The organism is Panacibacter ginsenosidivorans, assembly GCF_007971225.1.
Classification (GTDB): Bacteria; Bacteroidota; Bacteroidia; order Chitinophagales; family Chitinophagaceae; genus Panacibacter; species Panacibacter ginsenosidivorans.
Window position 1 is genome coordinate 2,554,159 of sequence record NZ_CP042435.1, and the last position, 14,426, is coordinate 2,568,584.

Sequence of the window (14,426 nt, forward strand, 5' to 3'; positions counted from 1 at the left end):
TGAGTGACACAACGAAGCTTAATAGTAGCAATATAGCTAAGTACAACAGAAAATTATCTTATTAATGTTACGGTGCCTTTATTGAAATAGGGAACGCCATTGTAGTCAACGGCTTTTACCATCCATACATAAGTGCCTGTATTTTGTGGTATACCGTCTATTGTTCCATCCCATCCCCGGCCTTCTGTGCTTGTTGAAAAAATAAGTTGCCCCAAACGGTTATATACATTAAACATCTGTATGCGTTGTATGCCTGCAAGAATTGGTTTGAGTATATCATTTTTACCATCACGGTTTGGCGTAAACCCAGTTGGTACAAAAACTGATGGAAGTGTTTTATACACTTTGATGGTAATAAAAGCTGAGTCTGCGCAACCTGCCTCGTTATTTACTATCAGCTTGTACCGGTTACCATCTGAGGGATAATAAAATTGGGCAACAGGACTGGCAATAAAGGGAGAAGATAAATTATTTGGTGGCGACCAAGTATAAGTTGACCCTCCACTTCCATTTAATTGTAACGGCTGATTGATGACGATGGCTGTATCGTGCCCCGCATATACATTAATTTTAGGTAGTACAGTAACAGTTACAGAATCGATACCAGGTTTTGGACAACCTTTGATATCATAAGTGGTAAGTATATAAGTGGTAGTTGTTGTTGGATTTGCAATCGTATGCAAAGAAGTATAATTGAATAAACCAACAGACGGCGACCATTCGAACCTGTTGCCATCTGTAACACCGTTCAATGAAACATTTGTACCAAAACAAATAATTGTATCGTTACCCGCAAGTGAAACAGGATAAGGTACCGTAACAACATTTATTTCATCTGAAGCAGTGCAACTGCCAATATTGGCCGTAACGGTATATTTTGTATTGCTGCTTGTTGTTGCAAAGGGCTGCTGAATAGTGGCATCATTCAACTGGTTTGCCGGTTGCCAGGTATAATGCAGTGCATCAGAAATATTATGCAATTGAATAGCATCCCCTTTACAAATGGTGGTATCTTTCATTGCCTGCATTGTTACATGATCCACAACATTTACTGTTACTGAATCCCGGTTGGTGCATCCATCCCGGTCAAGGTCCACATAGTATTTGGTTGTATGTGTTGGTATAATAGTGGGGTTTGAAGTATTCGCATTTAAAATTTCATTTGCAGGAGTCCAATTATAGATACCTACGGCGTTTGCTATTAGTTGTAATGTATCAGGTTTACAAATCAGGGTATCAGTAAACGCCAGCTGAATGGGCGGCTTTTCGAATATCTCAATGTTTTTATACACCGTATCAATACAGCCTTTGCTGTCTGTTACTATAAGGCTAACGCTTTTATTTCCAAGAGAGGTGTAATTATATACCGGATTTTGAGTATTTGATACAGCATCTGAAAGTATATCTCCTGTGAAGTTCCATTGCCATGAATTGATCGTTCCATAAACAGATGATGTAGCATCTGTAAATTGCGTTGCTTTATCTAAACATACTCCTTTATAATTGAAATCAGGTTTAAAGCCCGGGTACACTTTTATTTGACTGTCTGTAGAATCGGCACATTTAGCATTCTCATTGATCTTGAGATTTACGTTGTATACACCTGTATCTGCAAAGGTATAATTTACGGTGGGGCTGGCAGAACTGAAAATGGTTTCACCCACATTATTTGTTATACTCCACTTATATGTTTGAATAAGTTCGCTTACAGAAAGATTTTCAAGGTTTACGGTATTTGTATTTCCACACAAAAGATAGGTATCGGCAAGAGATGCTGAAGTAAAAGAGCAGGAAGCAACATTTATCTGCAGATCTTTTCGTTGTGTAGCTATGTATTGCCCGTTTCTTCGCTCCTCTACAGATACTGCAATTACATAAGTACCGGGCGAAGGAGCAATACCACTAATCATACCTGTGTGTTCATCTATTTTTACATTATTGCCAAGAGGCTTGCCCCCACTATATTCAGGGCCATACGGCACAGAGCCATATGGTGGCGGAGCAGCTGGCGTAAGGTCGATACCAAACATAAAATTGTCAGACCTGTACGCATAGGTCATGGAATAAGCAAGAGCATCTCCATCATTATCTTCTGCAGCAAAACTGTAATTAAATTCATGTCCTGCACAAACAATAACCAGGTCGCTATCAGCAAATTTTGCACTATTGTTTTTTGGTCCGGTGGTAATATTAAAAGTACCGGGTATTTCAGCAGTATAAGTAGCACCGATGTTTTGATAACCGGGCATAAGATTGCTCATATTATTCACACGAAAAAATACTTCCGTTGTAAGCAAATAACCATCTGGAGATGCAGGTAGTGTAACATCAAAAATATAATAACCTATACGGTTACAAACCTGCGGCGGGTTAGTTATACAATCATCATTATCTGTAAGACTGGTTACTTCAATTTTTGTGATCGGCACCGACAGATCACGAACCCGAATACCTGTTTTCCTGTTAAAAACAGAGACAAAGGTTGGATTATAAAATTCCCTGTAGGAATTACATTCCATATACATTTTTACAGTTACTGTGTAAGTATAATCTGAGCCAGCAACGGATTTAAGTATATAAGAAATTTCACCGCCTTTTATATGGTCAGCCCTGGCATTATTTGCCAGGCTGGTAAGGATAATATAGAAGTAAATAATTTTTTTCACTATGCAGTTTATACTTGGGTATATGACAAAAGCTTAGTGCATTTTGTTGAGATACGGTAAAATGTAATTTAAGATTTTCAATAGAAATGATACACATTTTTGTAGCCAACCGGGTATTAGAAACTCCTGAAATGTAGTTTCTTTAAAGAATATTTATTTTGGGGTCCGGCTTTTAGAAATGTTGCTGAGCTTTACTTGCGTCGCACACTTGTACGCCTTATTATAATTTGAGCAGTAAAATCCCGTGAATTAATAAACAATATTTTCAATATCAGCATTATTGCTGTTAACCCAGCTTAACCGCAGTAAGTAAATGCCATAACCTTTATCTGGCCTGGTGTTTATATATTGAAGTGCAATTTTATCTGAAATAGTTATTGATTGTTTTGGTTTAGTAAAATCGAAACCGGTACTTATCAAATCTGTTGAAGAAAATTTTATTTCCTTTTCCTTTTCCCAATGCAGCCTGAGAAAATTACGAAGTGCATTAAAATTGTCAAGCATCTGGTAATAATCTGTCCTTGCAAATTCAGTTTGCATATAAGCTTTTACAAGTTTATTATTCAAAAATTCAAACCTTAGCCTTATGTTATTGCCATTAAAACATTCACTATTTCTAATGTGATAAATAAGTAGTTCTTTTGGTGCAGAATTACCAGCAGTATTAATATTTAAAGCCTCTGCCCCATAAATATTTTTTACAGAATCTGCAATAGCCTCTTTTGACAGATTTTTGTTTAAAGCAAATAATCTTTCCAGTCCACAATAACCATCTTGCTGCGCAGATGCATTTATACCAAGAAATGCTGTAATAAATAAGATGAGTATCGTTTTCATTTTGGTATTATTTGAAAATCAAGATGTAAGATAAATAAAAACTTTTTGCGGCTTACATATAGTCTGTCAACTAACAGTAAACAGGTAAATGTGCTTTCCTGCTGCTTATTGACCGGAACGATAAAGTGCTTGCGACGCAACAGGTGATGCTATTTGTATAAAAGCTGGAATCATAAACCCTCTTCTTTCCATCTGTATATTTCCTAACTTCGCAGCCTTTAAATTTCAGGAAATACAAGGTATTAAAGGGTATGAGCGCAAAATATAAAGAATTTTCGGGTTTGAATCTGCCTGCCATAGAACAGGAAATATTGGCAAAATGGAACGAAAGTCAGGCTTTTGAAAAAAGCGTGGAGCTGCGTGAAGGCGCAGTGCCTTTTGTATTTTATGAAGGCCCGCCCAGTGCTAATGGTATGCCAGGAATTCACCATGTAATTTCACGTACGCTCAAAGACCTGGTTTGCCGATATAAAACGATGCGTGGATTTCAGGTAAAACGCAAAGGCGGCTGGGATACGCACGGACTGCCAATTGAATTGGGTGTAGAAAAAGAATTGGGAATTACAAAAGAAGATATAGGTAAAAAAATTTCAGTTGAAGAGTATAACCAGAAATGTCGTGAGGCCGTGCTTCGCTACAAAGACAAATGGGATGAATTAACCATGAAAATGGGTTATTGGGTTGACTTGAATAATCCTTATATAACCTTCGATAATAAATACATTGAGACATTGTGGTGGATGCTGAGCGAACTTTATAAAAAAGGTTTGCTGTATGAAAGTGTAAGCATTCAGCCATATTCACCTGCTGCGGGCACTGGTTTAAGTTCCCATGAATTGAACCAGCCGGGCACTTATAAAGATGTAAAGGATACGAGTGCGGTGGCGATGTTCAAAGCTGTTAAGAATGAGAAAAGTAAATTCTTGTTTGATGCTGCAAAAGATGAAGATGTTTTCTTTCTTGCATGGACGACTACTCCATGGACATTACCGTCAAATTTAGGGTTGACTGTTGGGGCAAACATTGATTATGTTTTGGTGAAGACATTCAATCCGTATCTGCATAATTCAGTTAATGTAATTCTTGCAAAACCTTTGCTGGGAAAGTATTTTAAAGAAGAGGGGGAAAACGGAGATTTTGACAATTATAATGAGAAGACAAAAATTCTTCCATGGAAAATTCTTACTTCATTTAAAGGCAAAGAAATTGAAGGTTGTTCTTATGAACAACTCTTAGCTTTTGAAGCAAACAAGATAGATAACCCAAATTCATTTAAAGTTTTACTAGGAGATTTTGTAACAACAGAAGATGGTACCGGCATTGTACATACTGCACCTGCTTTTGGTGCAGATGATTTCAGAGTAGGGAAGAAATATGATATTGGTATTCTAACAATGGTTGACCGCCAGGGGAAATTTGTAGATGGGCTTGGAGAATTCAGCAACCGTTATGTAAAAGATTATAAAGATGAACCCAATTACCAGGATGTAAATGTTGATATTGCTGTAAAGCTGAAAAAAGAGAACCGCGCATTTAAGGTTGAAAAGTACGAGCATAGTTACCCTCATTGCTGGCGCACCGACAAACCGGTTTTGTATTATCCATTAGATGCCTGGTTTATAAAAACAACAGCTTTAAAAGACCGGATGATAGAACTGAATAAAACTATTAACTGGAAACCAAAATCAACAGGAGAAGGAAGATTCGGGAACTGGTTAGAGAATATGGTGGATTGGAATTTAAGCCGTAGCCGTTTCTGGGGAACACCCTTGCCCGTTTGGAGAACAGAAGATGGGCAAGAAGAAGTTTGTGTTGGATCTATCCAGGAATTAAATGATGGTATCAAAAAGGCCAGTGAAATTTTAGGTGGAAATGTAAATAAGGGTTATTTGCATGAAGGGATTCTTGACTTGCACAAACCATATGTGGATGAAATAATATTAGTATCTGCTTCCGGCAAACCAATGAAACGTGTTCCAGATCTTATCGATGTATGGTTCGATAGTGGTGCTATGCCTTACGCGCAATGGCATTTCCCTTTTGAGAACATAGATATTTTTGAAAATAGCTATCCCGCAGATTTTATTGCAGAAGGTGTAGACCAGACAAGAGGCTGGTTCTATACGCTACATGCATTAGGTTCTTTGATGAAAGAATCTGTACATGAGCAATTGAGTGAAACCGGTCTTCAAGCAGATGAATTGGAAAAACGATATCCGGGTGTTGCTTATAAAACAGTTGTTTCCAATGGACTTGTGTTGGATAAGAACGGCGTTAAAATGAGTAAACGCCTGGGTAATTTGGTAAACCCTTTTGAAACGATTGAAAAATATGGAGCAGATGCAACACGCTGGTATCTTATCACCAATGCTTCGCCATGGGACAACCTGAAATTTGATTTAGCAGGTATACAGGAAGTGCAGCGTAAGTTCTTCGGAACACTATATAATACGTATCAATTCTTTGCGCTCTATGCAAATGTAGATGGCTTTGCCTTTAAAGAAGCATATATACCAATTGAAGAAAGACCAGAGATTGATCGCTGGATACTTTCTTCTTTGAATACGCTTATCAAAAAAGTTACGGTGGCCATGGATGATTATGAACCAACTATTGCCGGCCGGTCTATAGAAGTTTTTGTTGACGAACATTTAAGTAACTGGTATGTGCGTCTTTGCCGGCGTCGTTTCTGGAAAGGCGAGTATGAACATGACAAGATCTGCGCTTATCAAACGTTATATGAATGTTTAGAAACGCTGGTGCGATTAATTGCACCGGTTTCCCCATTTTTCAGCGATGCCGTTTTTCAAAATCTTGAAGCAGTTACAGGCAGGCTTCAGGCAGCATCTGTACATCATGCAAATTTTCCTGTTGCCAATGAAAAAGTGATCGATACTGATCTTGAAGAAAGAATGCAACTGGCTCAGGATGCATCTTCTTTGGTTTTATCACTTCGCAAGAAGGTGAACATAAAGGTCCGCCAGCCTTTGCAAAAAGTATTGATACCAGTCCTTGATGTAAAAATGAAGCACCAGCTTGAAAAAGTTGAAGATCTTTTAAAAGCGGAAGTGAATGTAAAAGCAATAGAATACATTACTGAAACAGAAGGCTTTATCAATAAAAAGATAAAGCCCAATTTCAAATCACTGGGTAGTAAGCTTGGTCCTAAAATGAAAGCGGTTAATGCAGCCCTTTCCCAATTCAGCCAGCAGCAGATTATACAATTTGAAAAAGACGGTAATTATACTTTGACTATCGATGGGGGGCTCATAGAACTTTCTCTTTCAGATGTGGAAATAGCTGCGGAAGATATACCGGGTTGGAGCGTGGCATCTAAAGGTAGCCTTACCGTAGCTCTTGATATAATTATTACGGAAGACCTGAAACAGGAAGGGGAGGCCCGTGAACTAGTGAATCGCATACAAAATATTCGAAAAGAGAATGGTTTTGAACTTACAGACCGTATATTCGTGGAATTGCTTGAAAACGATTTGCTCAAACTATCTATTAATAAATTTAAAAACTATATTTGCGCGGAAATTCTGGCAGAAAATTTAACTTGGGTGCCCGAAATGCAGGATGGTACTGAGATAGAGATAAATGATATTCTGTTGAAAGTGCGTGTAAATAAAAAAGGTTAACGGTATGGCTACAAAAAAACCGGCAGCTAAAAAAGCTGCACCGGCAAAGAAGATTGCAAAACCAGTCGCCAAAGCGGCTCCCAAAAAAGCTGCACCTAAGAAAGCAGCAGCTAAGCCCGTAGCAAAACCTGCCCATAAGCCCGTTGCAAAAGCAGCGACGCCAAAGAAAGCAGTTAAAGCAGCTCCTAAACCAGCTGCAAAACCTGCCCATAAGCCTGTGTCAAAGCCAGCGCCAAAACCCGCAGCTAAAACAGCACCTGTTAAACAAACGGCAGTGGTTAAAAAAGAGGCAGAAAAAAAACATGTTGTTGAGGCCAAACCACTGGTTGCAGAAGTTAAAAGGGCTCCTGTAGTAAAGGTTACACCAGCACCTACCAGGCCGGCAAAAATTGAGCCTCCAAAAGAGGTGAAAGTGCCCAAAACAACTGTAAAGACAAGTGTTCCCTATCAACCGGGATACACACCGTTGGAAAAAAGAACAGATTCACCAAAAACTAATGAACCATTGGTACGATATAGTGATAGTGACCTCGGAGAGTTTAGAGACCTGATAAACAAAAAGCTGGAAGCAGCAAAAAAAGAGCTGGCTTACCTGCAGGGTCTTATAACGAGAAAAGATGATATGGGCGGCGATGAAACTGATAACCGCTACATGACCATGGAAGATGGCAGTATGAGTATGGAACGTGAACAACTGAGCCAAATGGCCAGCCGCCAGATAACTTATATAGATCATCTTGAAAAAGCGTTGATTCGTATTGAAAACAAGACGTACGGAATTTGCCGGGTTACCGGTAAATTGATTGACAAGGCCCGTTTACGTGCCGTTCCCCATGCTACATTAAGTCTTGAAGCTAAATTGGGTTTAGTAAAGCCGGGTACAGAGTAATTGTTTCTCTACTTAAAAAATTGAAGACTGCCTACTCCTGGCGGTCTTTTTTTGTTTTCCTTAATAAATATTCCCATGAAATTATTTTTGATACCAGCTGCAGTATTTTATAGCATCTTCGTTGCGTCGCAATTCCTTCACCTTTCAGCTATAAGATAAGCTTAAGTTGGTGTTTGAAAGCATAATAACAGCACAGGCGATGAAAGGATTGCGACGCAACGAAGCTAAACCGGAGTTACAAAAGATGGTATTCATCAAATAATTTTTATGCACTGCATCAACTAAAAAGGCCACCTTTTCAGGCAGCCTTTGTGTATAATGGTTTTTCGTTCTAATTGAAAAGGTAACGGATACCGAACTGCATTTGCCAACGTGAAAGAATGCTTGTATTATCAATATAACTGTTTACAACTGGTATTTGATTTGCAGGATCAAGATATGGGAAAGAGAATCTTGGTCTCCCTGCATTATCAACATCTGTTGATGGTACCAGGCCTTCATATTTCAGGAATGACGTGCTGGTAAAGTTTTTTACGACGCCCCAGTTCTTATTGAAAAGATTGCCTGCATTGATAATGTCTAAGCTTAAACGCAGGGTGTGCTTCGTATCTTTTTTACTGCCTGTAAAGAAATAAATGTCTTGTGTAATATTTATATCAAGGCGGTGGAAGTTTGGCAATACCGCTGCATTGCGTTGTGCAACTTCGCCACGATGTTTGCTTAAATAAGGATCCTGATTTATAAAGTTGTTCAACTGGGCCCATATTTGAGCGGCAGTTCTTGTGTCTGTAATAGTTCCACCACCAGTATTTACCGGAACAAGCACAATATCTGTCTGATCTTTTGGAATATAAATAAGATCATTGTTGCCACCTGTACCATCATTATTGGCATCGCCACTGTAAGTATAAGAACCTACCCCTGCTGGCGCAGCCTCGAATATAATACCAACAGATGTTGCAAAATGTTTTGCATATTCTTTGCGATAAGATGCAGAACCAATAAAGCGGTGCGGCTGATAGAAATTAGCATACCCGAGTTCTTCTGCATTAGGATCTCCCATGACAGGCCTGTCTCTCCACATACTTGCAGCTATAGAACCACCATCATTCAATGTTTTTGATTTGTTCAAAGTATATGCGGCGCTAAAATAGAAATTACGCAGGGTTTTCTGCAACTGTAATGTTACATTATAAGCATATCCTTTATTTGAATTAGTCATAAGGATAGCATTGGAAATATTGGGATTTGTAACGGTAGCTGTAGGTTTACCTCCGTATAGCTTAGTACTGTCGTACCGGAGACGCGGATCAGAGCCATTAAAGGCAACCCCTGTAGAAGGAAGGTTTACATTTTGGAAATAAACGCCATTGATATCTTTTGAATAAGTTGCTTCCAAAGTAGCCACTATATTTCCAGGCAGTTTTCTATCCACAGCAAGGCTTGCTTTCAAAGCTTGCGGGTATTTAAAATCTTTATCAGTAAATACTAAATTATAAGCCACGTTTTCTGCAGTTGCATTTGGCCTGTAAGCATTAATATCATTATTGAAAGCTACACCTGTAGTAGAAAAAGAACCGAACTGTACACCATTATTACTTGCCTGGTTACTGATCCAAACAAAAGGTGGCGGACCTGAGAATAAACCTATTCCACCGCGCAATTGCGTCTTTTGATCACCGGTTACGTCCCAGTTAAAACCAGCTCTTGGTGATATCAGCGGATTAGTGGCTGGCTTTTGGCCTACATCATATTTTTTTCCGTCGCGGAATACAAGATCTTTGGCATAAGGATTCGATTCAAATTTATCCTGGAAGATTGGCACATCAACGCGTAACCCATAAGTAAAGGTGAAGTGAGTACCGATTCTCCACTTGTCCTGTGCAAATAATCCCAACTCTGTAGAACCAATTTCAGCGAAAGGGAAAGATCCGTCTTTTGTAACAGCATACTGCAAATTATAGCTAACAGCATTAGCTAAACCATTATTAGCACTGTTGTAAAAATCTGTAAGTGTATTAAAGCGGTAAACACCTTCATAATTAGGAGCAAAACCATTTTTAAATTTCTTAAAATAATTCTGCGTACCAATGGTTATTTCGTGTGAACCTTTATACATTGTAAAAATATCACTCAACTGGTAGATATCTGTATTCAACAAATTATTATAAGTAAAGGGTTCATACCCAAAAGAAGTATAGGTTTGTCCCTGACCGTTCATAATATCAACCAATGGAAAATCTCCACCTGCAAGACTTGCTCTGAAATCTCTTAGAGCAGTATACCCAAATTGCAATTTATTTGATGACCTATTACCAAAGCGAGTGTTCAATTCTGCGATGAGGATATTGAAGTTATTATTAATCCTGTAACCGCTGCCACTAAAAGGAAGACTTGTAGATCCGGGCTGACGGTTGCCTCCCGGCGCACCACTATTGCTGGCTGCAATATCCCGATAAGATTTTAAGTAATTGTATTTAATTGTGAAAGTGTTATTCCTGTTAATATTCCAGTCAATTTTTGCTGTGATCTTATCGCTATATGTATCATAGCTATAGCCCTGAAAAGAGCCGGGATCATAACCATATTTATCAATCAGAAATTGTTTAAGCTGATTCAATGTGTCTGCATTCGCCAGAGACACAGAGGAAGCATTTGGGGCGTGGGCTGCATCTGAAGCAATATAACTTGTTGCAGGTGCTGTGACCCTCTCCTGTTCGCCACTTATAAAAAAGAACAATTTATTTTTAATTACAGGTCCGCCAAAAGAGAAACCTCTTAGATTATAGCTAAAATCCTGATTAGGAACTTTAACCGTTCCAACTCTGTAGCCTTGTGTATTAGGTCCTTTAAGATAAGTATATACAGACCCCTTAAATACATTTGTACCGCTTCTTGTTACAGAGTTAATGCCTGCGCCGGAAAAACCTCCTTGTCTTACATCATAAGGCGAAATATTTACCTGTATTTGCTCAATTGCGTCGAGACTGATTGGTTGAGAATTTGTTTGGCCACCTAATGTACCCGAAAGACCAAAAGCATTATTAAAGTTAGCACCATCCACAGTAAGATTATTAAATGAGCCATTTCGTCCGCCAAAGCTTAACCCATTTGCGGAAGGAGTAAGTTTGGTAAAATCCTGAAGAGAGCGGTTTATCGTTGGTAGTCTTTCCAACTGACTGCGGCTAATAATTTCCTGACTACCTGTACGACTGTTGTTAAAAATTTTATTCTGGCTGATTGATGACACAACAACTTCTGTTAGTGTATTAGCTGAAGATACAAGTACAAAATCAGCTTTATATTCCTGCCCAAGTAGTAAAGAAATATTTTCCTGTTTTTCTTCTTTATACCCTATAAAAGTCACTGTTATGGTATAAGGTCCTCCTATCTTGAGGTTTGGCAAATTATAACGACCGTCAGCCCGTGTGGTGGTGGCATACACTGTTCCCGTTGGGACGTGTAAGGCAGTCACAGTTGCTCCGACAACCGGCTTTTGGTCTGATATTATAGTACCAATAATATCGGAGGTCGTTTCCTGAGCTGTTAATATCGTAGAAATACTTAATAAAAAGATAATACTGCAAAAAGAAATAAGGTATTTACTCATAACTGTCAATTTTTGCAAATTTGAGTACTGTGTATCAATTACATATTAATTGTATGTTATGGAATTATTAACTGATTTTTTTAAAAATTTTAATACTCTTCTTTAGATAAAAGTTTAAAGAATTATAAAAAAATTGCTCAGCAGCAAGAAAAAACGAGGTTATGTAAGATGTTTCATTAAATATATTATTTACTTAATATATAATTCATTGCTTTTAAAAATTCTATAAGATTTAAAATTATACACTAAAAGGCTTGGTCATTTGAAAAAACGAAGACTGAATATTATAAAGCAAATCAATGTCTTTGTGGGGCAAGACTTTGACATATTTCCCTCAGCAACAAGTTTAAGTGGTATTGTATTTGCTCCATTCACTTAGCCATTCATTTTATAACCCCAAAATTTAATCCAATGTCGAAGTTTTACAAGTTCTTCGGTATTAGCGCAGCTCTTATTTTATACACTCTTTTTTCGAATGCACAAACATCTAGCTATCAAAAAGCTACGCCAGGCATGTGGCAAACATTTGGAAATCCTGTCGACAGATCGCAATTCTCATTTGTAAACGGCCGGCTTTGTAATTTTTTATGGAAAGATATTGAGCCTTCTAACAATGTATGGGATTTCACAACTTTTGACAAAGACCTTACAGATAGAACAAAAGATGGACTACCAGTGATTTTTATGGTTTATACAAAAGAGGATGCTCCGGATTGGATATATAGTGCGGGAGTGCCGAAAGTAACGGAGACAGATAATAACGGTAAGATAGTGGGGTACTCACCTTATTTCGCAGACACAGACTATAAATATTTTTTTAAACGCATGATCCAAAAAGTACATAGTCATATTGAATCCTTGCCTACAACAGTACGAAACGGAATAGTTGGTGTACAAGGATGCTATGGCAGTACCGGTGATTATATAAGTTATAAAGGAAATGTACCCTCTCAGTATGACTTGGATTCAAAACAGTTTCTTGACCTCTTCAAAGAATTCAGCCAATATTACTACAATGAGTACAAAAACACTAGCCCTAAAATTTACTTAATGAGCAATCCCCGCAACCAGGGCAATGATGCAGCAATATGGGTTCAAGATAACTGTCCAGGGTGGCAAAAAACAGGCACTCTTGGAAAAGGTTTTCAGCTTAATGATGAGGCAGATAAATTAACCTGGTTATATGACATGATAAATATTCCTCAAAACTCCGGGGAATATATGAGAACAAGATCTGAAATGACTCATGGGAATGTTGCTACCGGTTGGTGGAAAAGGGCTCCTTATAAGAATATGTTTGCGGTTATGTGTTATGGCATCTCCTGGGGCTTAGATTGGAGCAATCAGGATTATGCACAACTAAATGATAACAATTACGATTCTTCTTTCTTATTTTTTTCAAAATATGCCGGTCAAAAAAACCCTGCTTCCAGCACAAATGCAATGTGCGCACTTAAAGATGCGTTGGACGCTGCCGATGCAAAGCGCTTTCCTGCATCCACTTATGGTACTGTGTCAAGAACAAATCAACAGCGCTATATAAATATTGCTAATAAATATTCTTCCAAAGGAGCTCTGCTGGAAGATGTAAAGTCTGCTACATTAGCCGAAATGGATAATATTCGGGCAAGTGGTACAAACGACGTTGGCTGGAATTTGATGCCAGGCAATTATGACCGTTTTCTACATCAGTTAATTCCAAACAAAACCAGTATTGGCTACTGGAATATTCAATCAAAAGATAGCAATAGTATGTATGGCAGGTTTGGTCGTGCCTTTGACGTAGCACATAATAAAATGGGCTTATACTTTGATGTTGACAATGCATTTTTTTCCAACAAACCTTTAAAAGGACAATACACTATAACTATTGAAGTAACTTATCTTGATAAAGGTACTGGAGGCTGGCAATTATATTATGATGCACAAACCGGCCCAGATAAAGCTTCTGGCATTATTAGCTGCACCAATACCAATAAATGGAAAAAAGCAACCATTACAATACCCGATGCATATTTTGGCAATAAAGGGCCAAATGCTTCTGACTTTAGTATAAGAAGTACCAGCAAAAAGCAGGACGTTATTTTTTCTGTGGTAGAATTATCAAGGCCTTCAAATTTTGCATTTAGTACTAAATCTGCCATTTCAATGCTATCATCTAATACCAATAGCCAGGCAACAAGTATTACAAATGATACAAATGTAAAAGATCAATTGCTGATCAATCCCAACCCTGCAACGGATCATTTTTATATTCAAACAAAAGATAGCCAACTTATAAGGCAGGTTATTATTTATAATCAATCCGGGCAAATAATACTTCAGAAACAAGTATCGGCAGGATTAGTAGTTGTAGTAAACAGAAATGAGATGGCCGCTGCTACACCCGGCATTTATTTCATAAAAGTGAGCACGGCAACTGCCCTATATACAGGGAAACTCATGGTGTTATAAATCAAGCGGCACAAAGATTTATGGATGAACGTAATGCGACGCAACGATGATGCTATGAAAAATTACAGCCTGCTCCATAAAATATTATTATAGCAATATTGTTAAACATGCATAATATAAAATGGCCTGAGTCAGGAGTTTTAAAGAAAAGATTTTTAATTCCGGTCCTTGGCAATGCTATTGTGCATCGTTGCGTCGCACTCTTCAAAGTTTTTCTATAATTGAGCAAAAATTTATTCTGTTTCACATCAAATGCTTTTAACGAAATTCATTTAAGCTGTTTAAAAGCTAAATATCAAAAAAAAGTTTAATTTTTGTGGTTATTCCCC

6 protein-coding genes are annotated in these 14,426 nt (G+C 38.0%); 3 read left to right on the plus strand and 3 right to left on the minus strand.

Annotation, left to right across the window (positions count from 1 at the left end; translation table 11 throughout):
* Positions 1 to 53: 53 nt before the first annotated feature.
* Complete coding sequence (locus tag FRZ67_RS10760) at positions 54 to 2,666, minus strand: PKD domain-containing protein (protein WP_147189559.1); 2,613 nt, start codon at positions 2,664 to 2,666, stop codon at positions 54 to 56.
* Between the two features lie 249 nt (positions 2,667 to 2,915).
* On the minus strand, positions 2,916 to 3,503 hold the full coding sequence (locus FRZ67_RS10765) for a hypothetical protein (RefSeq protein WP_147189560.1): 588 nt from the start codon (positions 3,501 to 3,503) through the stop codon (positions 2,916 to 2,918).
* A 251-nt stretch (positions 3,504 to 3,754) separates the two neighbouring features.
* Here FRZ67_RS10765 and ileS point away from each other — a divergent pair, with 251 nt between their 5' ends.
* Together ileS and FRZ67_RS10775 are read left to right on the plus strand one after the other, a co-directional pair.
* On the plus strand, positions 3,755 to 7,144 hold the full coding sequence (gene ileS / locus FRZ67_RS10770; RefSeq protein ID WP_147189561.1) for an isoleucine--tRNA ligase: 3,390 nt from the start codon (positions 3,755 to 3,757) through the stop codon (positions 7,142 to 7,144).
* 4 nt (positions 7,145 to 7,148) lie between these two features.
* The gene (locus FRZ67_RS10775; RefSeq protein ID WP_147189562.1) at positions 7,149 to 8,033 is read left to right on the plus strand and encodes a TraR/DksA family transcriptional regulator; all 885 of its coding nucleotides are present in this window, start codon (positions 7,149 to 7,151) and stop codon (positions 8,031 to 8,033) included.
* 331 nt (positions 8,034 to 8,364) lie between these two features.
* On the opposite strand, the gene FRZ67_RS10780 is transcribed toward FRZ67_RS10775, so the two are convergent.
* On the minus strand, positions 8,365 to 11,643 hold the full coding sequence (locus FRZ67_RS10780; RefSeq protein ID WP_147189563.1) for a TonB-dependent receptor: 3,279 nt from the start codon (positions 11,641 to 11,643) through the stop codon (positions 8,365 to 8,367).
* Positions 11,644 to 12,054: 411 nt separating this feature from the next.
* Here FRZ67_RS10780 and FRZ67_RS10785 point away from each other — a divergent pair, with 411 nt between their 5' ends.
* Positions 12,055 to 14,097: a T9SS type A sorting domain-containing protein gene (locus FRZ67_RS10785; protein WP_147189564.1), complete on the plus strand. Its 2,043-nt coding sequence runs from the start codon at positions 12,055 to 12,057 to the stop codon at positions 14,095 to 14,097.
* Positions 14,098 to 14,426: the final 329 nt, after the last annotated feature.

Bases quoted from the DNA above. Each gene is read 5' to 3' on its own strand.
- FRZ67_RS10780 (WP_147189563.1), bottom strand. From the start codon at position 11,643: ATGAGTAAATACCTTATTTCTTTTTGCAGTATTATCTTTTTATTAAGT.
- FRZ67_RS10785 (WP_147189564.1), top strand. From the start codon at position 12,055: ATGTCGAAGTTTTACAAGTTCTTCGGTATTAGCGCAGCTCTTATTTTA.
- FRZ67_RS10775 (WP_147189562.1), top strand. From the start codon at position 7,149: ATGGCTACAAAAAAACCGGCAGCTAAAAAAGCTGCACCGGCAAAGAAG.
- FRZ67_RS10765 (WP_147189560.1), bottom strand. From the start codon at position 3,503: ATGAAAACGATACTCATCTTATTTATTACAGCATTTCTTGGTATAAAT.
- ileS (WP_147189561.1), top strand. From the start codon at position 3,755: ATGAGCGCAAAATATAAAGAATTTTCGGGTTTGAATCTGCCTGCCATA.